The organism is Ectopseudomonas composti (assembly GCF_001567565.1).
Taxonomy (GTDB): domain Bacteria; phylum Pseudomonadota; class Gammaproteobacteria; order Pseudomonadales; family Pseudomonadaceae; genus Aquipseudomonas; species Aquipseudomonas composti_A.
The window spans coordinates 180,862-197,082 of record NZ_LSSW01000030.1 but is presented as its reverse complement, the minus strand read 5'-3'; the positions used below and the strand labels follow the sequence as shown (position 1 = coordinate 197,082).

Annotated in this window: 13 protein-coding genes; 10 read left to right on the top strand and 3 right to left on the bottom strand. The window is 64.7% G+C overall.

The genetic code is table 11. The features are described 5' to 3' along the window. Positions 1 to 71 precede the first annotated feature (71 nt). Entirely contained in the window at positions 72 to 803 is a 732-nt protein-coding gene (gene olsB, locus PCLY_RS21190; RefSeq protein ID WP_061241997.1) for an L-ornithine N(alpha)-acyltransferase, read from the bottom strand. Positions 804 to 950: 147 nt separating this feature from the next. Here olsB and PCLY_RS21185 point away from each other — a divergent pair, with 147 nt between their 5' ends. The 10 genes from PCLY_RS21185 (at position 951) to PCLY_RS21140 (ending at position 13,043) form a co-directional block, all read left to right on the top strand. Next, positions 951 to 1,841 (top strand): acyl-CoA dehydrogenase family protein, encoded by an 891-nt coding sequence (locus tag PCLY_RS21185; protein WP_061241995.1) that lies wholly within the window; start codon positions 951 to 953, stop codon positions 1,839 to 1,841. Positions 1,842 to 2,066: 225 nt separating this feature from the next. After that, complete coding sequence (locus PCLY_RS21180; RefSeq protein WP_061241993.1) at positions 2,067 to 2,852, top strand: oxygen-binding di-iron domain-containing protein; 786 nt, start codon at positions 2,067 to 2,069, stop codon at positions 2,850 to 2,852. Between the two features lie 83 nt (positions 2,853 to 2,935). Further along, a complete protein-coding gene (locus PCLY_RS21175) occupies positions 2,936 to 4,048 on the top strand; it encodes a serine hydrolase domain-containing protein (protein ID WP_061241991.1) in 1,113 nt (370 codons plus the stop codon). Beyond that, a complete protein-coding gene (locus PCLY_RS21170; protein WP_061241989.1) occupies positions 4,045 to 4,365 on the top strand; it encodes a hypothetical protein in 321 nt (106 codons plus the stop codon). The genes PCLY_RS21175 and PCLY_RS21170 overlap by 4 nt, the downstream gene beginning before the upstream one ends. A gap of 100 nt (positions 4,366 to 4,465) precedes the next feature. Next, positions 4,466 to 5,620 (top strand): phospholipase D-like domain-containing protein, encoded by a 1,155-nt coding sequence (locus tag PCLY_RS21165; protein ID WP_061241987.1) that lies wholly within the window; start codon positions 4,466 to 4,468, stop codon positions 5,618 to 5,620. Between the two features lie 207 nt (positions 5,621 to 5,827). Beyond that, positions 5,828 to 6,169: a hypothetical protein gene (locus tag PCLY_RS21160; RefSeq protein ID WP_061241985.1), complete on the top strand. Its 342-nt coding sequence runs from the start codon at positions 5,828 to 5,830 to the stop codon at positions 6,167 to 6,169. A gap of 135 nt (positions 6,170 to 6,304) precedes the next feature. Continuing rightward, positions 6,305 to 6,832 (top strand): DUF805 domain-containing protein, encoded by a 528-nt coding sequence (locus PCLY_RS24615; RefSeq protein ID WP_197432219.1) that lies wholly within the window; start codon positions 6,305 to 6,307, stop codon positions 6,830 to 6,832. Between the two features lie 245 nt (positions 6,833 to 7,077). Continuing rightward, positions 7,078 to 8,871: a DUF1302 domain-containing protein gene (locus PCLY_RS21150; protein ID WP_061241981.1), complete on the top strand. Its 1,794-nt coding sequence runs from the start codon at positions 7,078 to 7,080 to the stop codon at positions 8,869 to 8,871. A gap of 27 nt (positions 8,872 to 8,898) precedes the next feature. Beyond that, the gene (locus PCLY_RS21145) at positions 8,899 to 10,266 is read left to right on the top strand and encodes a DUF1329 domain-containing protein (protein ID WP_061242156.1); all 1,368 of its coding nucleotides are present in this window, start codon (positions 8,899 to 8,901) and stop codon (positions 10,264 to 10,266) included. 170 nt (positions 10,267 to 10,436) lie between these two features. Next, positions 10,437 to 13,043, top strand: a complete 2,607-nt coding sequence (locus PCLY_RS21140; protein ID WP_061241979.1) for a LuxR C-terminal-related transcriptional regulator — start codon at positions 10,437 to 10,439, stop codon at positions 13,041 to 13,043. A 194-nt stretch (positions 13,044 to 13,237) separates the two neighbouring features. Here PCLY_RS21140 and PCLY_RS21135 read toward each other — a convergent pair whose 3' ends face one another. Further along, on the bottom strand, positions 13,238 to 14,581 hold the full coding sequence (locus tag PCLY_RS21135; protein WP_061241978.1) for a short-chain fatty acid transporter: 1,344 nt from the start codon (positions 14,579 to 14,581) through the stop codon (positions 13,238 to 13,240). Between the two features lie 395 nt (positions 14,582 to 14,976). Next, on the bottom strand, positions 14,977 to 16,158 hold the full coding sequence (locus tag PCLY_RS21130) for an acetyl-CoA C-acetyltransferase (RefSeq protein WP_061241977.1): 1,182 nt from the start codon (positions 16,156 to 16,158) through the stop codon (positions 14,977 to 14,979). Positions 16,159 to 16,221: the final 63 nt, after the last annotated feature.

Below are 16,221 nucleotides of genomic sequence, written 5' to 3'. Positions count from 1 at the left end.
TTGCAGCGAGCGCTGCACGCGCATGGCGAACAGCCGCCCGCGCGAGCAACGCTCGTTCCCACGCTCAGGTTTCAGACCGCGGCCTTGAAGTGCCGGGCGTAACGTGGGCACAGCTCGTCGCGCTTGAGCAGGATGAACACGTCGGCCACCTGGAAGTCGCGGTCCCAGCAGGGTTCGCCACAGATCTTGGCGCCCAGGCGCATGTAGGCCTTGAGCAGTGGTGGCATCTCGGCGATGACGTTGCCCGGCAGGTCCAGTTGCGGCAGCGGGTGCTTGGGTTCGGCGCGCAGGTGTTCGGTGCACAGGTAGCGCTCGCGCAGGCGTTGCATGATCGCTTGTGCCTGGATGCCGCCGTCCTGCATGGGAATGCTGGCGCAGCCCATCAGGTAGCGATAGCCGCCTTCGTTGAGGACCTCCGCCAGCTCACCCCAGAGCACGGCGATGGTGGCACCGTTGCGGTAGGCGGTGTCGACGCAGGTGCGGCCGATCTCCAGCACCGGACCTTCGAGCTTGGTCAGGCCGTGCAGGGCGAATTCTTCTTCGCTGTAGTAGCGACCCAGGCCGGCGGCAGCCTGATGATCGAGCAGGCGGGTGGTGGCTACCAGCTCACCGCTTTGCATGTCGCGCACACCGATATGGCGGCAGTGGATGTCGTAGTCGTCCATGTCCAGACCCAGTTCGGCGCCGTTGAGTTTGGCGTCGAATTCCGCGCTGAATACGCGGTAGCGCAATGCCTGAGCTTCACGCAGGGCGGCTGGGCCTTGCAGGCGTTCGGCCTGCAGACGGCGAGCGGTTTGAGTCATGCCAGATCCTCCGTGTGCCGGCTGTATGCTTGCAGCCGGTCGATCTTGTTGGGCAATCTCAGGCTAGGTAGTGGCGGTGTCACCACCGTGAAGCTTTTTTTACGCTTATGTGACGGCGGCCCAGGTGTTGCCGCGAGGAGAGCTGCGATGCCCTGGTCGAGCCTGTTTCAGCCCATCGAGCGCCTGACTGCCGAAGCGGGCCTGGAGGATTGGTACGCACGCCTGCTGGCGCAGCTGGACGGTACGCCGCAACCGTTCGAGCTGGCGCTGGTAGGTGGCCTGCAGGCCGCCACGCCGGGGCTGGCCTTTCTCGCCGGTTACCAGGCCGCTTTGCGAGTGCTGTGGCCCGCGGCGCCGTGGACGGCCGGGGCGCTGTGCGTGACGGAGAACCGCAGCACCCGTCCGGCGGACATGAGCACGCGCACATACGGGCTGTACATCAGTGGTCGCAAGGATTTCGTCACTGCCGCCGAATGCGCCGACTGGTTGCTGGTGGCGGCGCGCGAGGACGCTGCTGAGGAGTCGCCACGGCTGGCACTGGGCGTGGTACGCCAGGGCGCGCCGGGGGTGCGCATCGAAGCGCTGCCGGCTTTGCCGCTGATGCCGGATATCGGCCATGCCCGCCTGCATCTGGACCAGGCGCAGGGCGAACGCCTGGCCGGCGATGGCTGGGATGATTACGTCAAACCCTTCCGCACCCTGGAAGATGTCCATGTGCTTACTGCCGTCGCCGCCTGGCTGTTTGGCGTTGGCCGCGAATGCAGCTGGTCATCATCATTGATGCTGCGCCTGCAGGGGCTGCTGGCCGGTTGTGCCGAGGTGGCACGACAGGCGCCCAATGCCGCCACCACTCATCTGTTGCTCGCCGGGTTGTTCGCCCAGCAGCAGGCGCTGGCTGACGAACTGGATGCAGCCTTCGCCGCGGGGCCGGCGCCCTGGGCCGCGCTGTGGCAGCGCGACAAGGGCTTGCTGCGCATCGCCGAGGCGGCGCGCAGCAAGCGCCTGGAGAAAGCGCGGCAGATTGTCGCCGGCTGTTGATCCATATCAGTACCGGCTGGTCTGCCTGCGCATAAGGTTGCCTCGCGATTCACTAGCAGGCTGTTGAAAAACTACCTGCGTTGGCAATACTGCGTTAAAAACGGCCTCAAAATGCTCATTTACAGCACGTAAACCCGAGTGCGGGCCCAGTGCTTTTTTCGGCCGTTTTTGCCTTGTCTTGCCTGCCTCGCCTACGTTTTTCAAAGGCCTGCTAACGAGGTTTCCATGCGCCGCGAGCCCATCGTGCTGTTTGATAACGGCCGCCATCAATGCCTGATGTTCGATGACCTGGTCAGCGGCGAAGGCGTGCAGTCCAACCAGTTCCTGATCACCGACAACGAGCAGTACCTGCTGCTCGATCCGGGCGGTGATCTGACCTACACGCCGCTGTCGCTGGAGTTGTCCAAGCACATCCCGGTGCAGGATCTGACCTATATCTTCGCCTCGCACCAGGACCCGGACATCATCGCCTCGCTGGACAAGTGGCTGCTGCACACCCGCGCGCGGGTGATCTGCTCCAAGCTGTGGGCGCGCTTTTTGCCGCACCTGACGGCCAACTACCTGGTCCTGAGTCGCGGCATCAACACCTTCGATCGCATCATCGCGTTGCCTGATCGCGGCCAGAACATCCCCTTGGGCAAGTGCACGCTCAAGGCTGTGCCGGCGCACTTTCTGCATTCGGTAGGCAACTTCCAGCTCTATGACCCGGTGAGCAAGATTCTCTTCTCCGGCGACATGGGCGCTTCGCTGGTGGATGACGCCACGCCGGTACGCGACTTCGTCAACCACGTGCCGAACATGGAAGGCTTCCACCGCCGCTACATGGCTGGCAACAAGGCCTGTCGTCTGTGGGCGGCGATGGTGCGTGAGATGGACGTGGCGATGATCGTGCCGCAGCATGGCCGGCCCTTCGTCGGTGGGGAAATGATCAGCGCCTTTCTGCACTGGATCGAGAACCTCGAATGCGGCCTCGACCTGATGGGACCTGAGGATTACCAACTGCCCAAATGAGGGTGGGAGATGGCGGTTTCGTCGCTTCAAGCCGTCATCATGCGCGTGCTAGGGTGCGCCACGATTTCTCAGCGAGGCCCGCCATGCCCACTTCCTTCCTAAGCCGGTTGAGCCTGGCGCTGGTCCTGTTCGCCAGCGCCGCCCAGGCGGAAAACTGGCCGCAACCCGATTGGCGGAGTCAACCCGCGCCACGCTCGGCCGCCATCGACGAGCTGGAAACCTATGCCTTTGCCCCGCGCGACGATGCCGAACGCAAGGGCGTGCGCACCGATGCGTTGCTGGTGATTCGCGATGGGCAGATCGTCTACGAGCGTTACGCCGAACCGACCACCGCGCAGACGCCGCACCTGACCTGGTCGATGGCCAAGAGCCTGTTCGCCACCGTACTCGGCGTGGCCTATGGCCAAGGGCGCTTCAAGCTCGATGCTCCGGTGGCGCAGTATTACCCGCCGATGGCCGAGCACCCGCAGATCAAGATCGGTCACCTGCTCAACTGGGCCTCGGGCCTGGCTTGGCAAGAGGACTACGAATACGCCCCGCTGAAATCCTCGGTGGTGGCCATGCTCTATACCCGTGGTCGCGACGACATGGCCGCGTTCACCGCTGCGCATGCGGCCGACGCCGCGCCGGGTACGCGCTTTCGTTATTCCAGTGGCGACAGCAACCTGCTGGCGGCAGCCCTGCGTGGCATGGTCGATCAGCAGGCCTATGCCGATTATCCCTGGACCGCGTTGTTCGAACCGCTGGGCATCAGCCATGCCGTGTGGGAGCGCGACGCCAGCGGCACCTTCATCGCCTCGTCCTCTGCCTACCTCAGTGCGCGCGACCTGGCCCGCGTCGGCCTTTTGATGCAGCGCGGTGGGCGTTGGGGCGAGCGCCAGTTGCTGCCTACGGCCTGGGTCGACTTCGTCTCTACGCCGTTCGCCGATTATCAGCCACAGGGCTTCGCGCCGGGCGATGCGGTGCCGGGCGGGCAGTGGTGGCTCAACGCCGAACTGCCGGGCAGCGCGCGCCCCTGGCCGGATGCACCGGCCGATACCATTGCCGCGCTCGGGCATTGGGGGCAGGGCCTCTATGTGATGCCCAGCGAGAACCTGGTGGTGGTGCGATACGCCGATGACCGCGATGGCAGCTTCCAGCACAACGAACTGCTCAAACGCGTGCGTGCGGCCTTTGCCGCGGAGGTGCAGCCGTGATCCGTCGCCATCCGTTCCTCAGCGTGCTGGTACTGCTATTGCTTCTGCTGCTGGCCTGGGCCTGGCCGAACCGTGTGTATCTGCAGGCGTTCCCTGACATCATCAGTGCCTACACGGCCAAGGAGTACTGCTCCTGCCGTTACGTCAGTGGCAACCCGGCGGCCTATTGCGAAGGTTATGTCGCGCAGTACGTGCCGATCAGCAGCCTGCTGGATGAGCAAAGCGCCAAGCGCGTGACCGCCAGCGGCCTGGGCCGTACCCACAGCGCCGTCTGGCTGGGTGAGCGCCAGGGTTGCCAGTTGCTGCCGGCGCAATGACAGGTATCGTTCGCCTGTCTCGCTGTGCGCGTTGAACTTGTCAGCGCGCCGCAGGACGAAGAGCTACGCGACGTGCGTGATGTTCACGGAGAACTGACTGGTGTCCACGCGTGGGACTATTTATCCCTGGCGAGCGGGTAATCGCTTCGAGCTTCTGCTCGATGGCGCGGCGTTCTTCCCTCGTATGCTGGCGGCCATCGAGGGCGCCCGGCAGCAGGTGGAGGTGGAGCTCTACCTGATCGAAGATGGCCAGTGCAGCGAGCGCCTGATCGACGCCCTGTGCCGCGCCACCGAGCGGGGTGTGACGGTGCGGGCGCTGTTCGATGCCTATGGTGCGGCAGGGCTGGGCGCGCTGATGCGCGAGCGCCTGCTCGCGGCAGGTGTGCAGCTGCGTTGGTACAACCCGGTGCGCTGGCGCCGTGGCATCCGCAATTTTCATCGGGATCATCGCAAGTTGCTGCTGGTGGACGGGCGCCTGGCCTATGTCGGCGGCACGGGCGCTACAGATGAGTTCTGGCTACCCAACGAGTCACGCAGCCCCTGGCACGAAGTCATGGTGGAAATCGAGGGGCCGCTGGTCGGCGATTGGCAGCAGCTGTTCGAGCAGCTCTGGCAGGCGCGCTTTTCCTGGCGTCCCAGCCACAGGCCTGCTGCATTGAGCCTGCCGCAATGTCCTCCGGCCGGTGCAGGCCTGGGCCGCGTGGCCTATGCCGATGCGGCGCAGCACCGCGACATCCTGCTCTCGCTGCTGCGCGCCTTGCGTGGCGCCAAGCAGCGGGTGTGGCTGGCCACGCCTTACTTCCTGCCGACCTGGAAAATCCGCCGCGCCTTGCGCCGCGCCGCTGCCCGTGGCGTCGAAGTGCGCCTGTTGCTGGCCGGGCGCCACACCGATCATCCGCCAGTGCGTTTTGCCGGCCAGCGCTACTACCCCAGGTTGCTCAAGGCCGGGGTGCGCATCTTCGAGTACCAGCCGCGCTTCTTGCACTTGAAGATGGTGCTGGTGGACGACTGGGTCAGCGTCGGCTCGTGCAACTTCGATCACTGGAACCTGCGCTTCAACCTCGACGCCAACGTCGAGGCGCTCGATCCGAATTTCACCCAGGCGGTAACGGCCAGCTTCATCGAGGACTTCGCCGTCAGCCGCGAGATCACCCTCGCCGACTGGCGCCAGCGCCCCTGGTGGCGGCGCGCGCAACAACGGTTGTGGGGTTGGCTGGACCGACTGGCGGTGAACCTGCTCGATCGCTGGCGCTAGAGCTGCATGCGCTTGCCGCCGCGTCAAGGAATGCTTAAGGTGCCGTGCCAATATCATGGTTCTCGGCGACTTTGACCGAGACCTGCACCTTAAGGACTGTGGTATGTACGTGGTGCACTTTCCCGCTGACGGGCGTTTTCCGTCTCTCCGAACGTTACCGATGCTTGGTTCCGATGTTCATGGCGAGTGGAGCTGGCGGAGGGACGAATGCGTTTACTGATTTTTCTGAACCAGCTGACGATCATCCTGCTATACCTGGCCGCGCTACTGTTCGTAGGGGGTGTCAGCTTGGCCCTGTTTGTCAGCCCCGGCCATGTTCCCCTGGTCTTGGCCGCTTCCCTTTTGACGGTGATTGTCACCATCCCGTTTTCACTGTTCTGTCTGCTCAGCGCTTGTAGAAAAGGCTGCATCAGCCCCAGCTACGTCGCGTTTTCCGTGCTGATCTCCTGTCTCATCGCTGGGCTCGGGTGGGTCGTCATTCCCTTCGCATTGAGGCGGGACCTGACCGATCACTTGAGCGGATCGACTGGTACGGAAGAGTCTGACTGACACCCAGCGTCAGTCAGTGCTGGAACCTTCAATATAAGGACTTATTGTTGTGAGAGAGAGAGATTAGAACCCATTCTGGAGTCGGCCGCCGCCGTCGATGAGGAGCCGGACTATTACCGGGTCAGTGAGGCCGCGTTGAGCCATGATGAGCCCGCTTGCTCGCCTTTGCCGAAAGTCTTCGACTTCTCCGGACGCCTATCCCTGGCGCGTTATTGGCTGTTTCATGTGCCCTTCGTTTTTGTCATACCGACAGCGCTGATCATTTTCCTCGTGTTAGGGCTCCAGCATCAGCTGGTAGTGATGGGCATCGCCCTGGCTGTGGTGCTGGTGGTCTCTTGCCTGCTGTTCTGCTCGTTGCTGATGCGTCGTGCACGGGATCTGGGTTGGAGCCCGATCTGGGGCGTGATCGCTGCGTTGCTGCCGGCTCTGGGAACCGTGGTTCTTCTGCTGCTGGTCGTGCTACCGGGTCGGGAGCGAAGCAACCGTTTCGGCCCACCGAATCCGTCTATGAGCCGTCTTGGCAAAGCATCCACCGGCCTGCTGGTACTGGGGGCATTCACCGCTTCGCTCCTGCTGGCGTTCTATCTGCCGCAATACCTGCCGAGCACTCTGTTCGGTGAACTCAACTTCTTTGCCAGCGCACCGGAGACAGCGGCACCCTGACGTCGTAGCTGCCCAGACGTGGATCGACAGCCGTCGATCCACGCCCGGTATGGCCTGACACAAATAGTTCCCCTCCTGCCTGATACCCCGTCATTCAGCAAGTTGAGGTCGGCCTGCGCGCGCCCGCGCCAGGGCGCCACTCATCCTTTCGGGCGACAGATGAAATCCCTCCTTGGTGCGCTTATCCGTGGTGTGGGTGCTGCGTAGGGTTTCCTGCAGCTGTACCCCTACATCAGGAGACCCGCATGACAACAACAACAGGGCCCGGACTATTCCAGCCGCACACCTTGGCATTGGCCGTCGCCGTCGGTTTCGCCGCACCGGCACAGGCCGTCAATTTCAACATCGGTGAGATCGAAGGGCAGTTCGACAGCTCGCTGTCGGTCGGTGCCAGCTGGTCGATGCGCAGCCCGGATCGCGATCTGGTCGGCCCCAACAACGGTGGTCAGGGCCAGGCGCAGACCGGTGACGATGGCCGCTTGAACTTCAAGAAAGGCGAGACCTTCTCGAAGATCTTCAAGGGTATCCACGATCTCGAATTGCGCTATCGCGATACCGGCGTCTTCGTCCGCGGCAAGTACTGGTACGACTTCGAGCTGAAGGACGAGAGCCGCCTGTTCAAGGACATCGATGACAGCAATCGCAAGGAGGGCGCCAAATCCTCGGGTGCGGAAATCCTCGATGCCTTCGTCTATCACAACTACGCCATCGGCGATCTGCCCGGCACGGTGCGGGTCGGCAAACAGGTGGTGAGCTGGGGCGAGAGCACCTTCATCGGCAACAGCATCAACTCGATCAACCCGATCGACGTGGCCGCCTTCCGCCGCCCGGGAGCCGAGATCAAGGAAGGCCTGATTCCGGTGAACATGCTCTACCTGTCGCAGAGCCTTACCGACCGCTTGAGCATGGAGGCCTTCTACCAGCTGGAGTGGGACCAGACCATCATCGACAACTGCGGCACCTTCTTCTCTACCGCCGATGTGGCCGCCGATGGCTGCGACAATGGCTATCACATCGGCTCGCCGGCCATCGCGCCGCTGCAGCCGGTCGCTGCCGCGTTCGGTCAGGGGTTCCGTGTCGACAGCGAAGGGGTGATCCTGCCACGTGCCGGTGATCGCGATGCCCGTGACAGCGGTCAGTGGGGCCTGGCCCTGCGCTGGCTCGGTGACGAGACCGAGTACGGCGCCTACTTCATGAACTATCACAGCCGTACGCCCATCGTCAGCACGCAGAACGCCGGGCAGGCGACCCTGGATTCTTTGCTGGGGATCATCGGCGCTGCCAATGCCATTGTGCCTGGTAGTGGTCAGGGCCTGGCGCAGAGCGTGATGCTCGGTAACGGCCGCTACTACCTCGAGTACCCCGAGGACATCCGCCTCTATGGCCTGAGCTTCTCCACCACCCTGCCCACCGGCACGGCCTGGAGTGGCGAGATCAGCTACCGGCCGAACCTGCCACTGCAGATCAACACCACCGACATCACCCTCAGCCTGCTCAACCCCATCGCAGCTGGCACCTCGCCGGTCACTGCCGGGGCGGGCCAGGACAACGTCGGCTACCGGCGCAAGGAAGTCACCCAGGTGCAGACCACCTTCACCCACTTCTTCGATCAGGTGATGGGCGCGGGACGCTTCACCCTGGTCGGCGAAATCGGCGTGGCTCACGTCGGCGGGCTGGAGAGCCGCGAAGACCTGCGTTATGGCCGTGACTCGCTGTTCGGCGCCTATGGCTTCCGTGGTGACACCAACGGCTTCGTCACCAGCACCTCCTGGGGTTACCGCGTGCGCGGCATCTGGGAGTACAGCAACGCGTTCGCCGGGGTGAACCTCAAGCCGAACATCTCCTGGTCGCATGACGTCGACGGCTACGGCCCCAACGGCCTGTTCAACGAGGGAGCCAAGGCCGTGAGCTTCGGTATCGACGCCGACTACCGCAATACCTACACCGCCAGCCTGTCGTACACCGACTTCTTCGGCGGCGATTACAACGTCGCGGTCGACCGTGACTTCCTGGCGCTCAGCTTCGGCGTGAGCTTCTAGGCCATCAGGATCAGTTGAGGAATGCAGATGAATACAACCCTGAAGATGCTCGGCGCACTTTCCCTGAGCCTGCTGGCCAGCGGCGTGCTGGCCGCGGTCAGCGAGCAGGAAGCGGCCAAGCTCGGCACCAGTCTGACCCCGTTGGGCGGTGAGATGGCCGGCAACGCCGCCGGCTCCATCCCCGCCTGGACGGGCGGCCTGGCCACCGACGCCGGGCAGGTGGATGCACGCGGTTTTCTCAGTGACCCGTTCGCCAGCGAGCAGCCGCTGTTCACCATCACCGCACAGAATCTGGAGCAGTACCGCGATCAGCTCTCGGCCGGGCAACTGGCGATGTTCACGCGCTACCCGGACACCTATCGCATGCAGGTGTACCCGACGCACCGCAGCGCTGCAGTGCCGGAGGCGATCAACGCTGCGGCGATGACCAGCGCGCTGAAGACCGGTCTGCGTGACGGTGGCAACGGCCTGACCGGCTTCACCGACAGCCGCTACTACGCCTTCCCGATTCCGCAGAGCGGCCTGGAGGTGGTGTGGAACCACATCACCCGTTATCGCGGCGGCAACCTCAAGCGCAGCATCGTGCAGGCTTCGCCACAGACCAACGGCGCCTACACCCTGGTGAGCTTCGAGGACGAGGTGGCCTTCCCCGAGGATATTCCGGACATCGATCCGGGCAAGGCGGAAAACACCCTGCTGTTCTTCAAGCAGCGCGTCACCGCACCGTCGCGTCTGGCCGGTAACGTGCTGCTGGTACACGACTCGCTGGATCAGGTGAGCGAGCCACGCATGGCCTGGATCTACAACGCCGGCCAGCGCCGCGTGCGCCGTGCACCGCAGGTGGCTTACGACGGCCCCGGCACTGCCGCTGACGGCATGCGCACCACCGACAACTTCGACATGTTCAGCGGCGCGCCGGATCGTTACGACTGGAAGCTGGTGGGCAAGCGCGAGCTGTTCATCCCCTACAACAACTACCGGGTCGCCTCGCCGCAAGTGAAGTACGCCGACATCCTCAAGGCCGGCCACGTCAATCAGGACCTGATCCGCTACGAGCTGCACCGGGTGTGGGAAGTGGAGGCGACGCTGAAGTCCGGCGAGCGCAACATCTACGCCAAGCGCCGCTTCTACGTCGATGAGGACTCCTGGCAGATCGCCCTGTCCGAGCACTACGACGGTCGCGGCCAACTCTGGCGCGTGGGCGAGGCGATGTTGTTCCAGCAGTACGACAAGCAGGTTCCGGTATACGCGTTCGAGGCGCTGTACGATGTCATCGCCGGTCGCTATATCGCCATCGGCATGGCCAACGAGGAGAAAAGTGCGGTGCAGTACGGTACCCAGGCCTCGGCCAAGGACTTCACCCCCGCAGCGCTTCGCAACGCCGGCGTACGCTGAGTTCGCCCCAGGCTGAAACCAGCCGGTGCCGCCCTGTGCGTCGCCGGCTTTTTTCTGCGTGCCACGCTCACGTGAATCTCGCGCCATAAGCCCCAGGGGGTGGTCGCCAGAGGTGAGGGGGGTACCATCGACATGTGGTTCAACAATGACAAGCAGAGAGAACCGCTGCCATGCCGACCCTTGCCATCGCCCGCCCGACTGCGGTGCAGGCGCAACCTGCCGATCTGCCACGATTGCCGCCGTGCGTCGTTTCCCGTCCTGCCCTGGAGCAGCGTCTGCTCGCCAGTGAAGCGCGCCTGCGCCTGCTGTGCGCGCCTGCCGGTACCGGCAAGAGCGTGCTGCTCGGTTTGTGTGCGCGCCACACACCGGTGGCCATGGAGCGCATATGGCTCGATCTGGGTGGGCGTAGCCTGACCCCGGCACAGCTGTGCAAGCGCCTGGCGGTGCTGCTGCAGATACCCGCCGAGCAGGCCAACGAAGCGGGCCTTGTCGATTGCCTGCACGAGCGCGCGCAGCGCCTGTGGATCTTCATCGACGACTACCCGCGACAGGCCGACGACATGCTCGATGCCTGCCTCGACCGGCTGTTCGCCGCGGCGCCGCAGCAGGTCGTCTGGTGGGTCGCCAGCCGCCGTATACCAGCGTGGAATCTGCCTCGCCTGTTGCTGCAGGGTGACCTGCTGGAGCTCAAGGGCGAGGAGCTGGCGCTGGACCAGGCGGCGCTCAGCGAGCTGTTGGCGGCGCTGCAGGTGACGCTCGCCGAAGACGTCCAGCAGGCGCTGCTACGAAGCACGGAAGGTTGGCTGGCGGCGATCCGCCTGTTGCTGCTCGATGCCGACGAGGATGCGTTGCGGCAGCGCTTGCAGGATGGCTGCCCGGTGCTGCGCGACTACGTGCAGCGCGAGGTGCTGGCCGACCTGGACGAGGAGCTGCGCAGCGACCTGCACGCGCTGGCCCTGCTGCCGCGTTTTTCCCTGCCGCTTTGCGAGCATCTGCTCGATGGGCGCGGCAGTCAGTTGCTGGCGGAGCTGCAGCGGCGCCAACTGTTCGTGCGTAGCCTCGACAGCAGCGGCACCTGGTTTCGCTTGTGGCGAACCTTGGCCGAGGTGCTGCGCCGCCTGCCAGGCGCACCGCTGCCGGCGTCGGTGCATGTACGCGCCTGTCAGTGGTTCGCCCAGCATGGCGATATTCGCGAGGCTGTCGAGCACGCCTTGCTCGCCGGGCAGGTCGAAGTGGCGGTCAACTACCTGCAGCGTTTCGATCAGGAACAGCTGCTACAAGGGCAATCGGTGGCGCAGCTGCTGCAGTGGCGCGAGGAACTGCCAGACTGGCTGTTCGCCAGTTCACCGCGGCTGATCGTGTTGCAGGCCTGGGCCCTGATCATCTGCGCCCGTTTCGATGAGGCCCGCGACTGCATTCAGGGGCTGGCGTATTTCATGCCGCAGCCCGATGAGCGGCGCCAGAGCAAGCTGATCGCCCATTGGCAGGCGTTGATGGGCGTGCTGGCGCGGCAATGTGGCCGCCGTGATGCCCGGCTGCACTGCGAGCAGGCCCTGCAGGTGCTGGACGAAGGCAGCTGGTCGCAGCGCGTGCTCTGCTATCAGGCGCTGGCTCAGCAGCACATGGCTGAACATGCCCTGGTCCAGGCCAAGCAGGCGCTGGATCAGGGTCTGCGCCTGGCGCGTGTGCACGGCAGCCTGATCTACGAGGCCTTGCTCAATACCGATCATTGCCTGCTGCTGCAGATGCATGGTGAGGCGGGGCGCGCAGCCGAGCTGGCCGAGCAGTCTCTGGCGCTGCTACGCGAGCGCTTCAGCCACAGTCCGGTGGTGGCCCGGCTGCTGCTGGTGCGCGCCAGCCTGCTGGCACGCCAGGGGCTCGATGAGGCTGCGCAGCAGGCGTATCGCCTGGGGTTGCAGGAAGCCGAGCACTGCGAGGATGCCTACATCATCTCCGGCTATCTCGGCATGCTGGAGCTGGCGGAGAGCCGTGGCGATCTCGACGAGGCGCACCAATGGCTGCAGAAGGCCGAGCGGGTGATGCAGTGGTCGCACGTACCGGAAGTGCGCTACCGCTGCGTGTTGCAGTTGCAGGCCGGTCGGCTGTTGCTGCGCCAGGGACAGACCGGGCGCGCGCGTGAGTTGTTCGCCCAGACCCTGCAGCAGTTGCAGCAACGCCAGCAGCTGGCGCCATCGGAGTTCTACGATTTGCTGCCGCGCCTGCGCCTGTACCTGGCGCTGAGTGATCTGCTGATCGGCCACCACGCCGCCGCCGAACATGCCCTGCGCCTTTTGCTGGACGAATGCCAGCTTGCCGGGCATCGCAGCCTTGCCTGCGAATGTCGGGTCAGCCTGGCCGAGGCGCTGTTCGTGCAGGAGCAGCACGAGCAGGCCGATGCTCTGCTGCAGCAGGCACTGGCTGAGGCGCGACAACTGCGCCTGCTACGGCCTCTGCAGGGGTTGCAGCAACGCCAGGGGCCATGGCTGGAGCGCCTGTTGCCGGGTGAGGCGGGGCAGAGCCTGCATCAGCGTCTGTTCGAACCTGCGCCGGCGCTGGATGAGCCGGCCAGTGCCGGTACGGCGCTACTCAGTGCGCGCGAGCTGGCGGTGCTGCACCTGATCGCGCAGGGTTGCTCCAATCAGGAAATCGCCGATCGCCTGTTCATCTCGCTGCACACGGTCAAGACCCATGCACGGCGGATCAACGTCAAGCTCGGGGTGCAACGACGCACCCAGGCTGTGGCCATGGCCAAGGCGCAGGGGCTGATGGGCGATTGAGTTCGGCACAGCCTGCTGGGCGTCGGCGCTGCTGCGTTAGAAGCAGGCTGGAGCGCCAGCCCGGTCGGATGCTCATGTACAAAAGTACAGTCGCCCGCAAATCCGACCGTTGCTCGCCTGCTTCTGCCTTGCATCGCTCCAGCTCGCGAGGCTTCACAGAGCGTTGATCGCGAGCGGGCAGAAAAGCCGAGAGCTCAGCCGAGCAGATAGAACGCGCCGCAGATCACCACGCCCGAGTACAGCAGCATGATCAGGCAGTAGCCCATGATGTCGCGTGCGCCGAGGCCGACGATGCCCAGCAGCGGCAGCGCCCAGAACGGCTGGATCATGTTGGTCCAGGCGTCGCCCCAGGCAATCGCCATGGCGGTAACGGTAGGCGAGACGCCCAGGGCCTGGGCCGCCGGCAGCATGATCGGGCCCTGCACGGCCCACTGGCCGCCACCGGACGGTACGAACACGTTGACCACGCCAGCGCTGAGGAAGGCCAGCAGTGGGAAGGTGTCGGCCGACGACCAGGAAATGAACGACTCGGTGATCTGCCGGCCGAGGGAGATGCCGTCGGCGTTGGCGCCCATCATCATGCCCATGATCCCGGCGTAGAAGGGGAACAGCAGGACTATGCCGCCGATGCCGCGCACGCTCTCGTCCACCGCGCGCATGTAGCGCTCCGGGGTGCCGTGCATCAGCAGGCCGCAGAACAGGAAGATGGCGATGACCACGTCCAGGCCCAGCACGAAGCCCTTGCTGGCGAAGTGGTTGAACAGGTAGATACCGGCCATGGCCACCAGCGCCAGACCGAGGATGCGACTGTCGTCCAGGCGCTGTGCCGGGGTTTCACGGGCCGGCAGCTCGGCACGCGATTCCACCAGCTTGGCGGCGTCGGCCACCTTGGCGTTCTGGCGTGGGTGCATGGCGCGGTTGAGCAGCGGCAGACCGATTACCAGAAGCGCGACGATGGTCAGGTTCAGGGTGCTGAACAGGGTTTCGCTGATGCTCACCGGAGCGGTCAGTACGCCGGCCGTGATGCGCGCCAGATCCGGGCCGCCGGTGGCCATCGACAGCGGGATCGAGCCAGCCAGGCCGCCGTGCCAGACCAGGAAGCCCGAGTACGCAGAGGCCACCAGCAGCGGGTAGTCGACGCCATCGACCTTGCGCGCCAGGGCGCGGGCGAACACCGCGCCGATCACCAGGCCGAAGCCCCAGTTGACCCAGCAGCCGACCAGCGCCACCAGGGTGACCATGATGATCGCCTGGCCGGGCGTGCGCGCCAGGCTGGCCAGACGGTCGAGCTGACGGTTGATGATCGGTGCACTGGCCAGGGCATGGCCGGTAACGAAGATCAGCGCCATCTGCATGGCGAAGCCAAGCAAGGTCCAGAAGCCGCCACTCCAGTGCTGCACCATGGCCGGTAGCGACTGGCCGGTGGAGACGATACCGGCGAGCAGGACGCCGAGGGTCAGCAAGGCGGAGAAAACGAAGGGTGAGGGCAGGTACTTCTGTACCAGGCTCACACTCATGCGGGTGAGGGTGTTGAACATGGGGTACGCCTCTTTCTTATGGTTGTGTAAGAACCTGTTAAAAGCCTGCTGCGCGTCGGGCCTGCAGCGTTAAAAACAGGCTCAGAATGCTCATTTACAACTCGTAAACTCCGCTTCTTCGCCTGTTTTTGCCTTGCATGCCTCTAGCTCGCGAGGCTTTGAACAGGTTCTGGGGCTTTGACCAGGCATTCGAGGTTGGTTACGCCTGGATACTACAAAGCCCGGCCGAGGCCGAGCTGTTTGCGTAGCCCGGATGCAATCCGGGGAAATCTGCCAGGGACTCCCCGGATTACATCCGGGCTACCTCTATTGTGAATCGTCGCGGCTAAAGCCCTTCCCACAGGCACCAGGCCGGCGTTGTGGCAGGCGCTTCAGCGGCGACTATTGCCTGGCGCTCAGGCGCGCTCGATGGCCAGCGCCACGCCCTGACCGCCACCGATGCACAGCGTGGCCAGGCCTTTCTTGGCGTCGCGGCGAATCATTTCGTGCAGCAGGCTCACCAGCACGCGGCAGCCCGAGGCGCCGATGGGGTGGCCAAGGGCGATGGCGCCGCCGTTGACGTTGACCTTGTCAGCATCCCAGCCCAGTTCCTGGCCAACCGAGAGTGCCTGCGCCGCGAAGGCTTCGTTGGCTTCGATCAGGTCCAGCTCATCCAGGCTCCAGCCGGCCTTGTCCAGGCAGCGGCGGGTAGCGGAAACCGGGGCGATGCCCATGATTGCCGGGTCGACGCCGGCGTTGGCGTAGCCGGCAATCTTCGCCAGCACCGGCAGGCCGAGCGATTGAGCCTTGGCCGCGCTCATCAGCAGCACGGCGGCGGCGCCGTCGTTGAGGCTGGAGGCGTTGCCAGCGGTGACGCTGCCGTCCTTCTTGAATGCCGGCTTGAGTTTGGCCAGGGATTCGGCGGTGGTGCCGGCACGCGGCTGCTCGTCCCGGGCGAAGGCAATGGGGTCGCCTTTGCGCTGCGGGATCAGCACTGGAGTGATCTCGGCATCGAAACGACCGGCTTCGATGGCCGCCACGGCTTTTTGTTGCGAGGCAGCGGCGAAGGCGTCCTGGGCTTCACGGCTGATGCCGTATTTCTCCACCAGATTCTCGGCGGTGATGCCCATGTGGTAGTCGTTGAAGGCATCCCACAGGCCGTCGACGATCATGCTGTCGATCATCTGCGCGTGGCCCATGCGCAGGCCGGTGCGGGCCTTGGGCAGCACGTAGGGCGACAGGCTCATGTTCTCCATGCCGCCGGCGATCACCACCTCGGCGTCGCCGCAGCGAATGGCCTGGGTGGCCAGGTGCAGGGCCTTGAGACCCGAGCCGCAGACCTTGTTCAGGGTCATGGCCGGCACGGCATGCGGTAGGTCGGCACGAATGGCGGCCTGGCGTGCGGGGTTCTGACCACTGCCGGCGGTGAGCACTTGGCCGAGGATCACTTCATCGACCTGGGCGGCGTCGAGGCCGGTTTGCTCCAGCAGGCGCTTGATGACGATAGCGCCGAGTTCAGGTGCGGGAATATCGGCCAGGCTGCCCTGGAAGCTGCCGATGGCGGTGCGGGTGGCGGCGACGATGACGACGTCTTGCATGGGAAATCCTCTTGGCGCGGTAGGGCGGAGAACGCTTCGCGGATGAATCCGCTCCTACAGGGT